The organism is Sphingopyxis sp. GW821-FHT12C06 (genome assembly GCF_058807415.1).
Genome location: NZ_JBXAQR010000004.1, coordinates 40,451 through 56,595, shown reverse-complemented (window position 1 = coordinate 56,595; position 16,145 = coordinate 40,451). Strand labels below are relative to the sequence as shown.

Genomic DNA, 16,145 nt, shown 5'->3' with positions numbered 1-16,145 from the left:
CGCGCGCGGTGTAATATGCAAGGGAAAGAGGATGCCAATCATGATGCATGCTGTTTTCCCCGCCCGCCTGCGGGCCGCTTTCGATATCCGCCTGCGGTGGGCCACCATCCTGCTCGCACCGCTGGCCATCGGCGCCAGCCCGGCCCCTGTTACGGTGCCCTCCGCCGCGCCGCCACTGACCGCACCCGATGCCGGCACCGCGCCGACGGGGCATCTCGGCGAAGAAATCATCCCGATCATCCAGCCCTTTGACCTCGACGCCACCCGCCGCATGGCGGTGCCGGTGATGGTCGAAGGAAAGGGCCCTTATTCCTTCCTTGTCGACACCGGCGCCGAACGGACCGTCATCGCCGAAGAACTGGCCAATCGGCTGGGACTGGCGAAGGGCGCCAAGCTGCGGCTGGCGACGATTGGAAGCTCGGCGCTCGTCCCCTCGTTTCAGGTCGCCTCGCTCGAGATGACCAATTTGCGGCTGCTGCCGTTCGACGCCCCCGCCTTTGCCGGGCGCCACATCGGCGCGCCGGGGCTGATCGGGGTCGACATGCTCGAAAAACGACGCGTGTTGATCGATTTTCGCAACGAAACGATGCAGATACTGGAAACGCGCTATCGCGCCCGGCCGATCATCCACAGCCCCGATGCGATCGTCGTCAGCGCGCGCAACAGCGCGGGACGGCTGATCCTGTCCGACGCGCGGATCGGGGGTCAGCGCGTCGATGTGATCGTCGACACCGGCGCCCAGACCAGCGTCGGCAATCTCGCGCTGCAAGCGCTGGTCGTCAAGCGGCGCCAGAATCGCCTGCCGCTGATCCCGACGATTCTGAACGCGGTCTCGGGTGAGGAAGTCGCGGCGATGCACACCGCGATCAAGGCGATCCAGATCAACGGGATCGACGTCAACGACCTGCGCGTCTCCTTCGCCGATTCCCAGGCGTTTCGGGCGCTTGGCCTTCATGAGCGCCCCGCCCTGTTGCTGGGCATGGACGGGCTGGCAGTGTTCGACCGGATCGAGATTGATTTTCCGAACAAAAGGGTGATTTTTGACCCGCCGAGCAGTGCGGGACGCCCCCCTCTCATGCGCGCGACGACGGGCGGTCGCCTGTCGAGCTGACCGACGCTTGCCCGCCGCGGTGCAGCTTGGCATAGCGCGGCGATGTCGGGCCCCCCTTTGCTGCATTTTGCCGGTCACACATTTCACGCGCTGGCCGACCGCGCCTTGTTCTGGCCGCGCCACGCGGCACTGATCGTCGCGGACCTGCATCTGGAAAAGGCCAGCTGGTACGCCGCACTCGGCCAGCCGCTGCCGCCCTATGACAGCCACGACACGCTCGACCGGCTGGCGCGGCTGGTGGCCGAAACCGGCGCACGCGCGATCTGGTGCCTCGGCGACAGCTTTCACGACCGGGACGCTGCCAGCCGTATCGCGCCCGCGATCGCCGACCGGCTGCACCGTCTCGCCGCATCGGCGGAGCTGCTGTGGATCGCCGGCAATCACGACGGGCTGAGCGGCGGCGCGTGGGGTGGCGAGGTCGCCGACGAACTGGTCGTCGATGGCGTGGTCCTGCGCCACGAATGCCGCGCCGACGAGCAACGCCCCGAAATTTCGGGCCACTTCCACCCCAAATTGCGCCTCGCGACGCGCGGGCGAAACGTGGCACGCGCCTGTTTCGCGGGCGACGATCGGCGGCTGATCATGCCCGCGTTCGGCAGCCTGACCGGCGGCCTCGATGTCGGCGACCCGGCGATCGCCCGAAATTTCCGCGACGATTATTGCGCGATGCTCGTCGCGCAGGGGCGGTTCCTGTCTTTTCCGTGCCGGCGCGGGACAGGATATGACGCTACGGAAAATGGCGCAGCGTCCGGTTGAGCGGCAAAACGCGGCACAATTCCCCCTCGCCCGCCTGTGGCGCAAAAACATCACCCGCCCAAAGAATCGCGCAAATGCGCGGCTTGCGCTGGATTGGCTTTCGGCTTTGGCTATGATCGCCCCCTAACGATAAAAATGACCGAGAGAGGAGTGCCCGCTATGAATCCATCATCCCGTCTTGCCGTCCGCCTGATGCGCACCAGCGCATTGGGCGTATCGATCGCCATCGCCGCTGTATCGGCGCCGGCCTTTGCCCAGGACACCGCCACCACCAACGACAGCAGCAGCGCGGAAATCGTCGTCACCGCGCAGGGCCGTTCGCAGCTTTTGTCCGACGTTCCGGTCGCGATTTCGGCGGTGAGCGCCGAAACGCTGCAGAACAGCGGCGCCAATGACATTCGCCAGCTCAACCAGGTCGCCCCCTCGCTGCTCGTCTCCTCGACGGGGTCGGAGGCCAATGGTTCGGCGCGTATTCGCGGCATCGGCACCGTGGGCGACAACCCCGGCCTCGAAAGCTCGGTCCCGGTTTTCATCGACGGCGTCTATCGCTCGCGTTCGGGCATCGGCCTCAACGAACTCGGCGAAATCGAACGCGTCGAGGTGCAGCGCGGCCCGCAGGGCACGCTCGGCGGCCGCAACTCGTCGGCGGGCCTGATCAGCATCTATTCGAAAAAGCCCGATTTCCAGTTCGGCGCCAACGGCGAAGTCACCTACGGCAACTATGACTATTGGCGCATCGCCGGCGGGGTCACCGGCCCGATCACCGACACCATCGCCGCGCGCCTCGACGGCGTGTGGGTGAAGCGCAACGGTTTCTACAAGGACACCACCAACGACACCGACGTCAACAATCGCGACCGTTATTTCCTGCGCGGGCAGATTTTGTTCGAGCCCAGCGATGCGCTGTCGGTACGACTGATCGCGGACTACACCTTCCGCGACGAAAAATGCTGCGCCGCGACCTATATCGACAACAGCGTCAATCCAACCATCGGCGATCTCAACAATCCCAGCGCACCGAACGCACCACCCACGGGCACAACGAACAATATCATTCGCGTCCTCACCGATCTGGGACAACCGATCGGCGCGTTCAGGCAGGGCTATGCGCGCGACATCTCGGTCAGCGCGGGACGCAGCTTTGCCGGCCAGACCAAGGATTATGGCTTTTCGGGCCAGATCGACTGGGATCTGGGCGCCGCGAAGCTGACCTCGATCACCGGTTACCGCGAATATCGGTCGGGCCAGGCGGGCGACCTCGACTATGGCAAGGTCGATATTCTCTATCGCGCCGACAGCAAGGATGCCTATCGCCAGTTCCATACCTTTACGCAGGAACTGCGGCTGCAGGGCGAGGCCTTTGACGGCAAGCTCGACTGGCTGGTCGGCGGCTTCTATGCGAATGAAAAGCTGACCGTTCGCGACAATCTGCGCTTCGGCAACCAATATGGCCGTTTTGCCGCGTGCCGCTTTATCACGGGCGTCGGGCCGCTTTCGCCGCTCTACTCCCCGAACAATCCGTCGTGCATACTCCCCGGCGTCGGCCCGGCGGCGATCGTCGGAGCGCTCGGCCCGGCAGTCGGCGGCGACGTCGTGGCCAGCTTGACCGCACTCGACGGAATCAGCAATCGCGGCAGCATCAATGATGTCTATCGCCAGAATGATCGCAACTGGGCGCTGTTCACCCACAACATCTTCCACATCACCGACAAGCTCGATTTCACTTTCGGCGTCCGCTACACTAACGACCGGAAGAAATTCAGCGCGCGTTTCACCAACGACAACACCGCTTGCCAAACGATCCAGGGACGGCTTTCCGACGATCTGCTCAGCACCAACGCCACCGTCAGAGCGGTTGCCGCAGGCTTGATCGGCCTTGGTTGCCAAGGCAATTCGACGGCCGAACTCGATGGCGTGTCGATCAGGGACAAGCGGAGCGAGGATGAATGGACCGGCACGGCGATCCTGTCGTACAAACCGGTCGACGACCTGATGGTCTACGCAAGTTTCGCGCGTGGTTACAAGGCCGGCGGTTTCAACCTCGACCGTTCGGCACTGAAGAATCCGATTCAGGTGGCGCTGATCGGCGGCGTGCCCACGCCCACCACCACCTTCGCCGCATTGGGCGGCGCGCAGGCATTGGTCGGCAACCTCCAGTTCGATCCCGAACTGGTGAACAGCTATGAATTGGGTGCGAAATATTCGACCGGACCGTTCGGCCTCGGGCTGACCTTCTTCCGGTCGGACTTCAAGAACTTCCAGCTCAATACCTTCAACGGCAGCGTCTTCATCGTCCAGACGGTCAACGGCTGTTCGGCCGATCTGGCTGGCGGCGACCGCGACCAGAGCAAGTTCACCGGGGCACCGAACTACAATGCGGCGGCGGCAACAACCGGCGCCTGCGCGAAGGACGATGTCGGCTATGGCGTGCGGACCGAGGGCTTCGAACTCGAAGCCTCGCTGGTTCCGATGCGCGATTTCCGCATGACGGCGGGCCTGACCTACGCCCGGACCAAATATCGCAGCAATCTGGTCGGCAACAAGTCGGGCGCCCCGCTCGATCAGGCGCTGCGCCTGCTGCCGGGCAATAATCTGTCGAACGCGCCCGAACTGGTCGCGACCGGCAGCGTCACCTGGACCCCCGAAATCGGCAGCAGCGGCCTGACCGGCCTTGTCTATATCGATGGCCGCATGACCAGCGATTATAACACCGGGTCCGACCTGTTCCCGCAAAAGGCGCAGGACGGCTATGCGCTGTTCAACGCGCGCCTCGGCGTTCGCGGCCCCGACGAAAAATGGGGCATCGAACTGTGGGCGCAGAATATCTTCAACAAGCAATATGCCCAGGTCGCCTTCAACTCGCCTTTCCAGGAGGGCGCAACCTCGACGACCACGGCTTTCGCCGACCCGCAATATCCGGGCGGCCGCCAGATTTTCTCGCAGTTCCTCGCCGAACCGCGGACGTACGGCGTGACGCTGCGCGGCAAATTCTGATCGGTTAGACGGTAACAGGAGCCGCCCGCTTGCCCTTGGGCGAGCGGGCGGTTTCTTTTTGGGAAGCCGTCGCCCCCCGTGAAGGCGGGAGCCGCCGGAAGTTTACGCGGCAACGAAGGACAAGGCTGTGAGGGGCCCCGCCTTCGCGGGGGCGAAGATCTTTAGCGCGCGCGCGCCGCCTGGTGCGCGATGTCGGTCATCAACTTGCGGAACAAGACCGCGCCCGCCGTCCCCGATGCCTTGAGCGCGCGCTCGCAGTCGAGCAGGCGGCTCATCAACCGCGCGATGCGCAGCGAATCCCAGATATGAAGCTGCGCGGTCACCGCGTCGCGCTCTTTCCAGAAAATCCCGCTGCTCCGCGCCGACACTACGGTCGCGGGATGCGCGCCGGCATCGACCTCGGCCCGCAGCCGCGCAAGCGCCATCGCGCGGATCGCGAGCGCGCGGATGATGCGGATCTCCGCAACCCCGACCGCGGTCGCCTTGGCAAGCATCGCGGGCATGTCGCGCACCTTGCCGCCGAGCGCGACATTGATGCATTCGCTGACATCTTCCTCGTGGGTCGCGGCGCCCAATGCGGTGATGTCCGCAGCCGCCACCTGCCGCTGCCGGTCGGGCGCAGCGTCGAGATAGAGCGCCATTTTCTCGATCTCGCGGCGCATCAGCGCCTGATCGCCCGACACGAGGTCGACGAGCAATTGCGCTTCGGCATTGGCGAGGCGGAGCCCCTGTTCCTCGGCCGCCGCCATCGCGATGCCAACGAGCGCGCGGCGGTCGGGCTGGTAACAAATTGCGGCGATGGCATTGCCCGCGCCTTCGACCAGCTTGATCAGTTTCGACTTGGCGGTGACCGACGCGCCGGTCGCGACCACCGGGTTGATCGCTGTGTCGGCATGGATCAGCGCTTCGACCGCCGCGAGGCAATCGTCACCGCTGCCGCCGATTTCGAGCCGGATGATCCGCTGGGTGGCAAAGAGCGACATCGATGCCGCCTCGGCCGCGAGCAGCGAGGGGTCCTGCGAAAGCTGCGAGGCGCTCAGGTCGAGCCGTTCGGCGTCCTTGCCGGCAAGGCCGATCAGCCGCGCCGCAAGCGCGCCCATCGTCGCTTCGTCGGGACCGGTGAGCAAAGTGAAACGCACCGCGGGGTCGAGCCGCGACTGGCGTTCGAGGTCGGTGGGCTTGACCGTTTTCATGACCGGTCAAGGGACCGGCGCGGATGCCGGGGTTGCTTGGACCTGACCGCCGCCGCGGTTCGCGAACACCGCCAGCCGCGCGACGATCTGATCGGCGACGCCCGAGGCCAGCCGTTCGAGCGCCGACGATTCGGCGGCGATCGTCGCATATTCGCTGCCGACGACGTCGATCCCGGCGTCCTGCGCCGCGACCGCGTCCAGCAGCACTTCGCCCGATGCGGCATCGACCAGCTGATAGCGCGCGCGCAGCGTCCGCCGCTCGCGCGTCACCGCATCGTCGGCGCGCACGCCAAAACCGGTGATCGAATCTTCCAGCCGCACGTCGAGGCGCAGCCGCTTGCCCGCACCGTGCCCGGCCTGCGTCGCCTGGAACCGGTCGCGCAGCGCGTTGCGGACGAGCCAGCCGCTATGCCCCTCGATCGGCGCGACATCGACGTCGGCGAGCACCATCGCCACCGCGCCCTTGCTGCCGTTCGCATAGAGCGGACGCAGCCCGCAGCCGCCGACAAGCAGCGAAGCGGCGACAAGGCACGAGGTGAAAAGGGCGCGCATCAGGGTACGATATTCACCAAACGGTCGGGGACCACAATCACCTTCTTCGGCGCAGTGCCACCAAGCAGTTCGGCGATGCGCGGGCGCGCGAGCGCCGCGGCCTCGACCAAATCCTTGTCGAGCCCTTTGGCAAGCGTCATCGTGTCGCGCAGCTTGCCCGCGACCTGGATCGCGATCGTCGCTTCGTCGTCGACGAGCAGTGCCGGATTCGCGGCGGGCCATGCCGCATCGGCCACCATCGCGACCGGGCGCTGGCTTGCCGGAAGCGCCGCCCATGCTTCTTCGGCGAGGTGCGGCATCATCGGCGCGACGAGCAGGATCAGCGTCGCGCAGGCTTCGGCGCGGGTCGCCGAAGGCTTGGCCTTTTCGATCTCGTTCGCGAGCGCGTGGATTTTCGCCACCGCCTTGTTGAACCCCAAAGCCTCGATATCGGCGGCGACCCCGGCGATTGCCTGGTGCAGCTTGCGCGCGAGGCCCGGATCTTCGCCGCCGTCACCGGTATTTTCGGTGTCGCCGAAGATCCGCCACAGGCGCTGGACGAAGCGCCACGCGCCCTCGATCCCGGCTTCACTCCACGGCAGGTCGCGCTCGGGCGGGCTGTCGGACAGCATGAACCAGCGCGCGGCGTCGGCGCCATACTGGTCGAGGATGAAGTCGGGATCGACGACATTCTTCTTCGACTTCGACATTTTGATCACGCGGCCGACCGCGACCGGCGCGCCATCGGCGGTCAAGGTCGCGCCATCGGCGCTGCGTTCGATCTCGTCAGGGGTGAAATAGAGCGGCGGCAAGCCTTCGCCCTGTTCGCGGCTGTAGGTTTCGTGCGTCACCATGCCCTGCGTGAACAGGCTGGCGAAGGGCTCGACGATGTCGATCATCCCCATCTTGTGCAGCGCGCGCGTCCAGAAGCGTGCGTAGAGCAGGTGGAGGATCGCATGCTCGATGCCGCCGATATATTGATCGACGGGCAGCCAGCGGCGGATCACTTCGGGATCGAACGGCCGGTCGGCGGGCGAACTTGCGAAGCGCAGGAAATACCACGACGAATCGACGAAAGTGTCGAGCGTGTCGGTTTCGCGCACCGCATCACCGCCGCAGCCCGGGCAATGGACATGTTTCCACGTCGGATGGCGCGCCAGCGGATTGCCGGGGACCGAGAAATCGACATCCTCGGGCAGGATGACGGGAAGCTGGCTCTTGGGTACCGGCACCGTGCCGCACGCGGCGCAGTGGATGAAGGGAATCGGCGTCCCCCAGTAACGCTGGCGCGAGACGCCCCAGTCGCGCAGGCGCCACACGGTGGTGCCCTTGCCCCAGCCTTCATGCTCGGCGCGCGCGACGACGGCGGCCTTGGCCTCGTCGATCGTCATCCCGTCGAGGAAGTGGCTGTTCACCAGCTTGCCGGCGCCGGTGTAGGCTTCCTTGCCGGTGAAGTGCAGCGACACCTCATCACCATCGGCGATGACGCGGTGGACGGGCAGTTCATATTTATGCGCGAAATCAAGATCGCGCTGATCGTGCGCCGGGCAACCGAAGATCGCGCCGGTGCCATAGTCCATCAGCACATAATTGACGACCCAGACGGGCAGATGCAGCGCGGGGTCGAGCGGATGTTCGACCGAAAGCCCGGTGTCAAAGCCGAGCTTCTCACCGGTCTCGATCTGCTCGGCCGAGGTTCCCTGACGGCGGCATTCGGCGATGAAGGCGGCGAGTTCGGGGGCGTCCTTCGCCAGCCGTTCGGCGAGCGGATGGTCGGGCGAAATCGCCGCGAAACTCGCGCCATAAAGCGTGTCGGGGCGCGTCGTGAAGACGTCGAAACCCGCCGCGCCGCCGACCATTTTGAAGCTGAATTCCAGCCCCTGCGACTTGCCGATCCAGTTTTCCTGCATCAGCCGGACCTTGTCGGGCCAGCTGTCGAGGCTGCCGAGGCCTTCGAGCAGTTCTTCGGCAAAGTCGGTGATTTTCAGGAACCACTGCGACAATTTCTTTTTCTCGACGAGCGCGCCCGAGCGCCAGCCGCGGCCGTCGATCACCTGCTCGTTGGCGAGCACGGTCATGTCGACGGGATCCCAGTTGACGTAGCTTTCCTTGCGCGTGACGAGCCCCGCCGCGAACAGGTCGAGGAACAGCGCCTGTTCCTGGCCATAATAGTCGGGTTCGCACGTCGCGAGTTCGCGGCTCCAGTCGACCGACAGGCCGAGCCGTTTGAGCTGGCCGCGCATCGAGGCGATATTGTCGCGGGTCCAGCCGCCCGGATGGACACCCTTTTCCATCGCGGCATTTTCGGCCGGCATGCCGAACGCATCCCATCCCATCGGATGGAGCACGTCGTGGCCCGTCATCTTCTTGAACCGCGCGAGCACGTCGCCCATCGCATAGTTGCGGACATGGCCCATATGGATGCGCCCCGAGGGATAGGGGAACATTTCGAGGATATAGGCCTTGGGCTTTTCTCCGCTGTCGGTGGTGGCAAAGCTGTTCGCTGCCTCCCACGCCGCTTGCCAGCGGGCATCGGCGGCCAAGGCGCCAAAGCGCGTTTCGCGGGTCATGTCTTGAGCTTCCCGTTTTCTGTCTGGTTCGGCGCGAGGCGCGCCCGTGGATCAGCCCTGGAAGGCACCGCGGCGCAGATCGCGGGCGCGGGTGAGGATGATTTCCTCGAGCTTCTGCACCGTTGCCGCCTGCACCGGCGCATCGACCCAAGTCCCGCCCTGCGCAATCTGGCGCGAGGCGGCGACGCGCAGCGCGTCAGCGCGCAGATCGCGGTCGAGGATCGATACCGTCACCTTCATCCGTTCATTGGCGTTGCCCGGATTGGCATACCAGTCGGTGATGATGACGCCGCCCGACGAATCGGCCTGCAGCAAGGGCATGAACGACAACGAGTCCAGCGAAGCGCGCCACAAATAGCTGTTCACGCCGATCGTCGTCACCTGGCTGGCGGCCAGATCGGCGCGCGGCCGTTCCTTGCCGCCGCACGCCGAAAGGCCGAGCGCCGCGACGCCGAGCAGCGCGAGCGTGGCCGGACGGCGACCGAGCGTGGCAAGAAGGGTAAGCTTGGGCATGCCGAAACACCTTATTTTGGGCGCGCCGGGCATGGAACCGGGCCGCACTGCTGATAATTTGCAGCGTCTCTATCGCCCTTGCCGCCGTCGGGCAAGCGCCGCAAATTCCGCTTTGCCGCCGTTCATGCCCGGCTCAGGCAGCGGCCGACTGTTGTCATTGCGCAACAAGTTTCGATGAAAAGCGAATATAGTAAGATTACCGGGCCCCGAATCACTGGTAATCTTGCAACGGAAGGCCTATTTGACGAGTCTCTAGGGGTTGGAGTCGCAGAGCATATGGCGCGCAAATCGCGACATTTTTGGAAAGGCAGCATCGTCGCTTTGGCGGCGATTTCGCTTGCCTTGCCGCCTGCCCTCGCCGCGATGAGCCGCACCGATCGCATCCGCGACACCGCCTTGTCCGAAACCCTGCTTGGCCAATTCACTCCCGCTTCGGGCGATCCGCGGCTGATTGCACGCTATGCCAAAATGTCGGCCAATGCGCGCGGCGGGTTCAGCTTTACTCCCGCGATGACCGACGAAAACCGCAAGAACCGGGCGATCACCGTCGTGATTCGCGCGCGCGACGACGCGTCGAGCGCATCGCGCACGGCCGCAATGGCGATGGGCCGCAAGGCGCCGGTCGCCATCACCCCGGTTGCCTATAATCTGGGCGCCTCGGTCGGGTTCGAGAAATTCGTGACGCCGGCGCTGCCGCGCGGCGTCGACCTGCGCAACCTGCCGATCGCGAAAGCACCCGAGCAGGAAGAAAAGAAATCGCGCTTCGCAACGCGCATGATCGCGCGGCCCAGCGAGCCGAGCGGCGCGACCGATCGCGTCACCGCACCGGGTGAAGACCAGATCGTCGATGTCGTCAGCAGCTATCGCGTGACCAAGAATATCGATGTCACCGCCGGTGTCCGTTACCGGAGCGACGAACGCGTCGAGCCGCTGACCGATACGCGCCGCGACAGCCAGGCGGTCTATGTCGGAACCGCGTTCCGCTTCTGACGCGCCCGGCGCTTCGCCGCCTTTTCCACCCACGCATCAATCGCCGCCCAGCCGGGAGTGACGCCGCTTGCCGCTGCCGCTTTCTGTAACGCGCGCGCGCGCGCGCGCGTCATGCCGCCGAGCGCGACCGGCGGCGCGCCCGCGAGTCGGGCGAGCCGCAGCCATGCGGCGCGACCGAGCCCCGGCGCGCCGGGGTGCGAGCGCGTCGGATGAAGCGGCGAGATGAAAGCAGCTTGCGTACCGGCGCGGCGCGCCCGGCGCGCTTCGGCGCGATCGTGCACCGGCATCGTGAGCATCAGCCCCAGCCGATGCGCTTGCCCCGCCCTGCCCGCATGATGCTGGCGCAAATGAACGCCGTCGGCGCCCCAGCGGTGCGCGATCGCGGGGGTGTCGGCGAGCAGCAGCACCAGCCGCCGCGCCCGCGCGATACGGCTCAGCCGCCGCACGAGACGCCAGCGCTCCGCGGGCGCGAGACTGTCATGGCGCACGACGATCCCGCTGCCCGGCGGGAGGAACGCCGCGAGCGTCACGGCATCAATCGCCGATCGCTCGTCGCTGAACAGCCAGATGTGCGGGGACAGGGGGTGGCGTCGCGGCATCGCCCTTCCTATAGGCGCGCTGCAAACAGGCGCAACGACAGGAACCGATGATGAGCGACGCAGCGAACAGGCTGGCACAGGTGCAGGCGGCGATTGCCGATGCCGCGAAGCGCGCGCAGCGGCGCACGGACGACATCTGCCTGATCGCGGTGTCGAAGACCCACGAGGCCGAGGATATCCGCCCGCTGATCGCCGCCGGCCAGCGCCATTTCGGCGAGAATCGCGTGCAGGAAGCCCAAGGCAAATGGCCTGCGCTGCGCACCGAAGCTCCCGACGTCGTGCTCCACCTGATCGGCCAGTTGCAATCGAACAAGGCCGAAGAGGCAATCGAACTGTTCGACGCGATCCATTCGGTCGACCGCTCGTCGCTGGTGCAAGCCCTCGCGCGCGCCTGCGAAAAGACAGGGAAACAGCCCGCCCTGTTCGTGCAGGTCAACATCGGCGACGAGGAGCAGAAGGGCGGCTGCGCGGTCCGCGACCTGCCTGCATTGCTCGCGGAAGCGAAAGACGCCGGGCTCGCCATCACCGGCCTGATGGCGATCCCCCCCGCCGACATCGAACCCGCACCCTATTTCGCCCTGCTCGACGAGCTTGCGGAACGCCACGGGCTGCCGCTGCGCTCGATGGGGATGAGCGGCGATTATGAGACTGCGGTCACGATGGGCGCGACACATGTGCGTGTCGGCACGGCGCTGTTCGGGGTGCGGGGCTAAGGTTCCGAAACGACATGAAAGACGACTGGATCGATCAAGGCAGCGGTCAGCACCGTGCCGATCGACCAGTCGCCCCCCCCTCCCGTATCGGTCCAGACGCTTCTCGACAGTATCAGGTCTCGACTGAGGTCCTGTTGTATCGAATAGCATGTGACGACTCCGTCGAACCCGTTGCTCGAATTGACGCATCGCGCTGCCACTCCTGCGACCTTCTCCGTCCAGCAGGTGACAAAGCGGCCGCCACACTTCTTCATAGGAGGATCGATCCAGTCGTCCGTCCGCTCCCCGATGCCCTGTTTTACAATGACGGCGGGGCGCAGCGATATTGAGGCTACGCAGCCGTCCGGATCAGTTTTTGCGGTCGGACGTTCCTCGAAGATCACAATGCTCTGACGGATACGATAGATCCGGCGCTTGCCTTTCCAAAGCAAATCGCGCCCTTCGACCTCCGCATCAATCCCACGATCTTTGCACGCTGCCTCAAAGCTCTCAATTTCGCTGCTCGCGTAAAGGTCGCCGATCTCCGCTTCGGCATAGAGTCCGCGGACTCTCGCCTGTTCCGAGGGTGTGACGCCTGCCGGTAATGGCGCGACCCGTTCCGCCGCGAAAGCGGCTTCCACAGCAATCAGCAGGAAAAGGGTCAGAAGGGCGACAATCGTTCGTGTCATTTTCTGATTTTAACGCAGACGTGAAGGATTACCTATTGATACTCGACCGTCACCGGGATCCGCCCGCGATAGTCGCCGTCGTCGATTCCTGCGATCTGGAGCCGCCCGTCGGGATCCAGACGCGGGGCGGGTGAAAGGTTGGTGGCAAGGCCGGTGACGCGCGCGCTGCGACCATGGTCGCCTTCCAGATCGACAGTCGCGGGCAGGATCACGCGGACTTCGGCTCCCGGTTCGCCGCGTACCGTCACCACACCAGTCACCGGAAAACCGCCGAGGTCGACGATCGCACCGCTGAGCCGTCGCGCGCCCGATGCGGGGTCGAGTTCGACCGTACCGCCGCCCGCGCCGACCGCGACGCGACTGAAATCGAGCTGGGTTTCAATATCAACGCGCAGCGGGGTTTCGCTTTTGCGACTCGTCGCCGCGCCGTCCGCCGCGTCCTGCGCGCAAAGCTGGCACTGCGCGACCACCGTCGCAGGACAGGCGAGGAGCAGGCCAAGACCAAGAAAAAGGCGCAGTTTCACGCCCCCTCCGTAGCATCGTCACGGTTAATCCACCGTAAAGCACGCCGGGCGCTTATCGGCTGGTCCGCCCCCTGCTTTTGCGCCAAGGTGTAGCATGACCATCAAGCCGCCCGCCGCCTGGCTGAACGCCCTCGCCACCGCGGTGCCCGGGCACGACATCCACCAAAGCTTCATCGACTGGGCGGCGCCGCGGATCGCCGATGATCGCATGCGCGCGATCTTTGCCCGCATGGCGGCGCGGTCGGGGATCGATCATCGCTGGTCGGTGCTGCCGCCGGCCCCCGGCGGCGGATCGCTGATCGCACCGGGCGGTTTTTACGGCGATCCCGACCTGCCGCCGACCTCGGCGCGGATGGCCGCCTATGCCGAGCAAGCTCCCAACCTTGCGATGGCGGCGATCGCCGCGCTCGGCGATCGCTTCGATCCCGCGCGCATCACCCATATCGTCGCCGCGAGCTGCACCGGCTTCGTCGCCCCCGGGATCGACCAGATACTGGCCAGGCGGCTGGGCCTCTCGCCCACGGTCGAGCGCGTGCTGATCGGCTTCATGGGCTGCTACGCCGGGGTCACCGCGCTGCGCACCGCGCGGCATATCGTCCGGTCGGAGCCGGGCGCGGTCGTGCTGGTGGTCAGCGTCGAGCTGTCGACGCTGCACCTCGCACACGCCGACGAGGCCGAACCGCTGTTGATGATGCTGCAATTCAGCGACGGCGCAGCGGCGGCGATCGTCTCCGCCGACGCGCATGGCCTTGCACTCGGCGAAGGCGCCAGCCTCGCGCTCGAGGACAGCGCCGACCTCATCCGCTGGGACATTGGCGACAGCGGTTTTGCGATGCAGCTTTCGGGCGAGGTTCCAGGGCGGCTGCGCGAGGCCTTGAGCGTCCCGGCGGCGCGCGAGCAATTGTTCGGCGCGGGCGATCCGCCGCCCTTGCTCGCGGTCCACGCCGGCGGCCGTTCGGTGCTCGACGCGGTCGAACATGCGCTGGAGGTTCCCGCGCACGCGCTCGCCGACAGCCGCGCGGTGCTCGCGCGCTTCGGCAATATGTCGTCGGCGACGATCCTGTTCGTGCTCGCCGACATGATGGCGCGCGGGGCGAAGGGCGAGGGCGTCGCGATCGCGTTCGGCCCCGGCCTCGCCGCCGAAGCGATCCGCTTCACCGCGTCATGAACCCCTTCGCCAGCCTTCGCAGGCCGATACAGGCGGAGGAAGAGATGGACGCCGCCGGGCTGGCGCCCGCGCGCTACGCCCGCGTCCTTGCCGACCTGTCGCGGATCAACGCGCTGACGCTGGCGGCGCGGCCGACGCTGGGCTTTCTGGACCGCGTACGCGCAGGCGGTATCGGCGACCGGCCGTGGCGCATCCTCGACGTCGGCTTCGGCAGCGGCGACATGCTGGTGCGGATTGCGCGCTGGGGCGACCGGCGCGGGGTCGCGCTCGATCTGGCAGGGGTCGACCTCAATCCGAAGAGCGCGCCCGTCGCCGATGCCCGGCTGAACGGACGGGCGCGGCTGATCACCGGCGACTATCAGGATCTGGCGGGGCAGGGGTGGGATATCATCCTCTCCAGCCTCGTGACCCATCATATGAGCGCCGCCGAACGCGCCGCCTTTCTGCGCTTCATGGAGGATGAGGCCGCGCGCGGCTGGCTGGTCAACGACCTCCACCGCCAGCGCCTGCCCTTCGCCGGATATCCGCTACTCGCGACGCTGGCGCTGGTCGATCCGATCGTGCGCCGCGACGGGCAGCTTTCGGTCGGGCGCAGCTTTCGCCGCGCCGAATGGCAGGCGATGCTCGCCGACGCGCTGCCCAAAAGCGCTGCGGAAGCGCGCATCTTTCGCAGCTTTCCCTGGCGGCTGTGCGTCGAGCGCATCCGGTGAACCCCGAAGCGATCGTCGTTGGCGCCGGTCCCGCCGGGGCCGCCGCGGCGATCGGCCTCGCGCGGGCCGGGGCGAAAACCCTGCTGCTCGAACGCGCGCGCGAAACCGGCGATGCGCTGTGCGGCGGATTTCTGAGCTGGCAGTCGCTCGCGCGGCTCGAGGCGCTGGGGATCGCGCCCGATGCGCTCGGCGGGCAGGTGGTGCGGTCGGTGCGGCTGTTCGCCGGAAGGCGCCGCAGCGAGACGATGCTGCCCGAAGCCGCGATGGCGGTGTCGCGGTTTCGGCTCGACGCCGCGTTGCAGGCGGCCGCCGTCGCGGCGGGCGCGGCGCTCGAACGCGGGGTCCATGCGACGACGATCGAAGGCGGCGCGGTGCAGACGCGCGACGGCGCCACCCTGTCGGCGCCCTCGCTGTTCCTCGCGGCAGGCAAACACGGCTTTCGGGGATTTCCGCGCGAGCCGGCGGCATGGCAACAGCGCGACCCGGTGATGGGCCTGCGCCTGCGCGTGCCGCCGAGCGCCGCGCTCGACCGGCTGGTCGGCGATGCGGTCGAGCTTCATCTGTTCGACCATGGCTATGCGGGGCTCGTGCGGCAGGAAGGGGGCAGCGCGAACCTGTGCCTCGCGGTCCACAAATCGCGGCTCGATGCCGCCGGCGGCCAGCCGGCGGCGCTGCTGCGCGCGCTCGGCGACACGCACCCGATGCTCGGCGAGCGGCTTGCCCACGCCGACTGGGGGCAAAGCGTCGATGCGATCGGCCATGTCCCTTACGGCTGGCGTACGCACGATACCGCGTCCGGCCTGTTTCGCCTCGGCGACCAGGCGGGGGTGATCCCGAGCCTCGCGGGCGAGGGCATGGGGCTGGCACTCGCGAGCGCCGATGCCGCGGTGGCGGCGTGGCGTCATGCGGGGGCGGCCGCAGCGCCCGATTTTCAGCATCGGCTCGCGGGGCGGATGCGCCGCCCCTTCGCTATCGCCAATCTGGTCTGGCGCACGGGCGAAAATCCGCTGTTCGCTGGCGGCGTGACGTCGCTTTCGGCGCGCCTGCCCGCGCTCGTGCGCTGGGTTTCGGAAGCCACGCGCATCCGGAGCGGCTGAGCCGCGTG

The 16,145-nt window shown here is 66.6% G+C and carries 15 protein-coding genes; 8 read left to right on the top strand and 7 right to left on the bottom strand.

Annotated elements, in window-relative coordinates; all coding sequences use genetic code 11:
• The first annotated feature begins 40 nt into the window (after nucleotides 1–40).
• From AC1RRJ_RS12610 to AC1RRJ_RS12600, 3 genes are all read left to right on the top strand, one after another.
• Entirely contained in the window at nucleotides 41–1,111 is a 1,071-nt protein-coding gene (locus AC1RRJ_RS12610) for a retroviral-like aspartic protease family protein (RefSeq protein WP_493123182.1), read from the top strand.
• A 42-nt stretch (nucleotides 1,112–1,153) separates the two neighbouring features.
• The gene (gene pdeM, locus AC1RRJ_RS12605) at nucleotides 1,154–1,867 is read left to right on the top strand and encodes a ligase-associated DNA damage response endonuclease PdeM (RefSeq protein WP_493123180.1); all 714 of its coding nucleotides are present in this window, start codon (nucleotides 1,154–1,156) and stop codon (nucleotides 1,865–1,867) included.
• A 159-nt stretch (nucleotides 1,868–2,026) separates the two neighbouring features.
• Nucleotides 2,027–4,861: a TonB-dependent receptor gene (locus AC1RRJ_RS12600; RefSeq protein ID WP_493123178.1), complete on the top strand. Its 2,835-nt coding sequence runs from the start codon at nucleotides 2,027–2,029 to the stop codon at nucleotides 4,859–4,861.
• Between the two features lie 161 nt (nucleotides 4,862–5,022).
• Here AC1RRJ_RS12600 and holA read toward each other — a convergent pair whose 3' ends face one another.
• The 4 genes from holA to AC1RRJ_RS12580 are packed head-to-tail and all read right to left on the bottom strand — an operon-like array spanning nucleotide 5,023 to nucleotide 9,668.
• Nucleotides 5,023–6,054, bottom strand: a complete 1,032-nt coding sequence (gene holA, locus AC1RRJ_RS12595) for a DNA polymerase III subunit delta (RefSeq protein WP_493123176.1) — start codon at nucleotides 6,052–6,054, stop codon at nucleotides 5,023–5,025.
• Nucleotides 6,055–6,060: 6 nt separating this feature from the next.
• Nucleotides 6,061–6,606, bottom strand: coding sequence for an LPS assembly lipoprotein LptE (gene lptE, locus AC1RRJ_RS12590; RefSeq protein WP_493123174.1), 546 nt, complete (start codon nucleotides 6,604–6,606; stop codon nucleotides 6,061–6,063).
• Nucleotides 6,606–9,155: a leucine--tRNA ligase gene (gene leuS / locus AC1RRJ_RS12585; RefSeq protein ID WP_493123172.1), complete on the bottom strand. Its 2,550-nt coding sequence runs from the start codon at nucleotides 9,153–9,155 to the stop codon at nucleotides 6,606–6,608. Before leuS ends, lptE begins: the two co-directional genes overlap by 1 nt.
• Nucleotides 9,156–9,206: 51 nt before the next feature.
• The gene (locus AC1RRJ_RS12580) at nucleotides 9,207–9,668 is read right to left on the bottom strand and encodes a DUF3576 domain-containing protein (protein ID WP_493123170.1); all 462 of its coding nucleotides are present in this window, start codon (nucleotides 9,666–9,668) and stop codon (nucleotides 9,207–9,209) included.
• A gap of 276 nt (nucleotides 9,669–9,944) precedes the next feature.
• Between AC1RRJ_RS12580 and AC1RRJ_RS12575 the strand changes: the two genes are divergently transcribed.
• Nucleotides 9,945–10,658, top strand: a complete 714-nt coding sequence (locus tag AC1RRJ_RS12575; RefSeq protein WP_493123168.1) for a hypothetical protein — start codon at nucleotides 9,945–9,947, stop codon at nucleotides 10,656–10,658.
• Here AC1RRJ_RS12575 and AC1RRJ_RS12570 read toward each other — a convergent pair.
• Nucleotides 10,631–11,257, bottom strand: coding sequence for a thiamine phosphate synthase (locus AC1RRJ_RS12570; RefSeq protein WP_493123166.1), 627 nt, complete (start codon nucleotides 11,255–11,257; stop codon nucleotides 10,631–10,633). The two genes, AC1RRJ_RS12575 and AC1RRJ_RS12570, sit on opposite strands and share 28 nt — an antisense overlap.
• A gap of 50 nt (nucleotides 11,258–11,307) precedes the next feature.
• On the opposite strand from AC1RRJ_RS12570, the gene AC1RRJ_RS12565 reads away from it, so the two are divergent.
• Complete coding sequence (locus AC1RRJ_RS12565) at nucleotides 11,308–11,970, top strand: YggS family pyridoxal phosphate-dependent enzyme (protein WP_493124126.1); 663 nt, start codon at nucleotides 11,308–11,310, stop codon at nucleotides 11,968–11,970.
• Here AC1RRJ_RS12565 and AC1RRJ_RS12560 read toward each other — a convergent pair.
• Together AC1RRJ_RS12560 and AC1RRJ_RS12555 are read right to left on the bottom strand one after the other, a co-directional pair.
• Nucleotides 11,967–12,638, bottom strand: a complete 672-nt coding sequence (locus AC1RRJ_RS12560) for a hypothetical protein (protein WP_493123164.1) — start codon at nucleotides 12,636–12,638, stop codon at nucleotides 11,967–11,969. The genes AC1RRJ_RS12565 and AC1RRJ_RS12560 overlap by 4 nt on opposite strands.
• Before the next feature lie 32 nt (nucleotides 12,639–12,670).
• Nucleotides 12,671–13,162: a DUF4402 domain-containing protein gene (locus tag AC1RRJ_RS12555; RefSeq protein ID WP_493123162.1), complete on the bottom strand. Its 492-nt coding sequence runs from the start codon at nucleotides 13,160–13,162 to the stop codon at nucleotides 12,671–12,673.
• Nucleotides 13,163–13,256: 94 nt separating this feature from the next.
• Here AC1RRJ_RS12555 and AC1RRJ_RS12550 point away from each other — a divergent pair, with 94 nt between their 5' ends.
• From AC1RRJ_RS12550 to AC1RRJ_RS12540, 3 genes are read left to right on the top strand one after another with little or no spacing between them, the layout of a single operon-like run.
• Entirely contained in the window at nucleotides 13,257–14,330 is a 1,074-nt protein-coding gene (locus tag AC1RRJ_RS12550; RefSeq protein WP_493123160.1) for a type III polyketide synthase, read from the top strand.
• Nucleotides 14,327–15,040, top strand: a complete 714-nt coding sequence (locus AC1RRJ_RS12545; RefSeq protein ID WP_493123158.1) for a methyltransferase domain-containing protein — start codon at nucleotides 14,327–14,329, stop codon at nucleotides 15,038–15,040. Before AC1RRJ_RS12550 ends, AC1RRJ_RS12545 begins: the two co-directional genes overlap by 4 nt.
• Nucleotides 15,019–16,137, top strand: coding sequence for an NAD(P)/FAD-dependent oxidoreductase (locus tag AC1RRJ_RS12540; protein ID WP_493123156.1), 1,119 nt, complete (start codon nucleotides 15,019–15,021; stop codon nucleotides 16,135–16,137). The genes AC1RRJ_RS12545 and AC1RRJ_RS12540 overlap by 22 nt, the downstream gene beginning before the upstream one ends.
• Nucleotides 16,138–16,145: the final 8 nt, after the last annotated feature.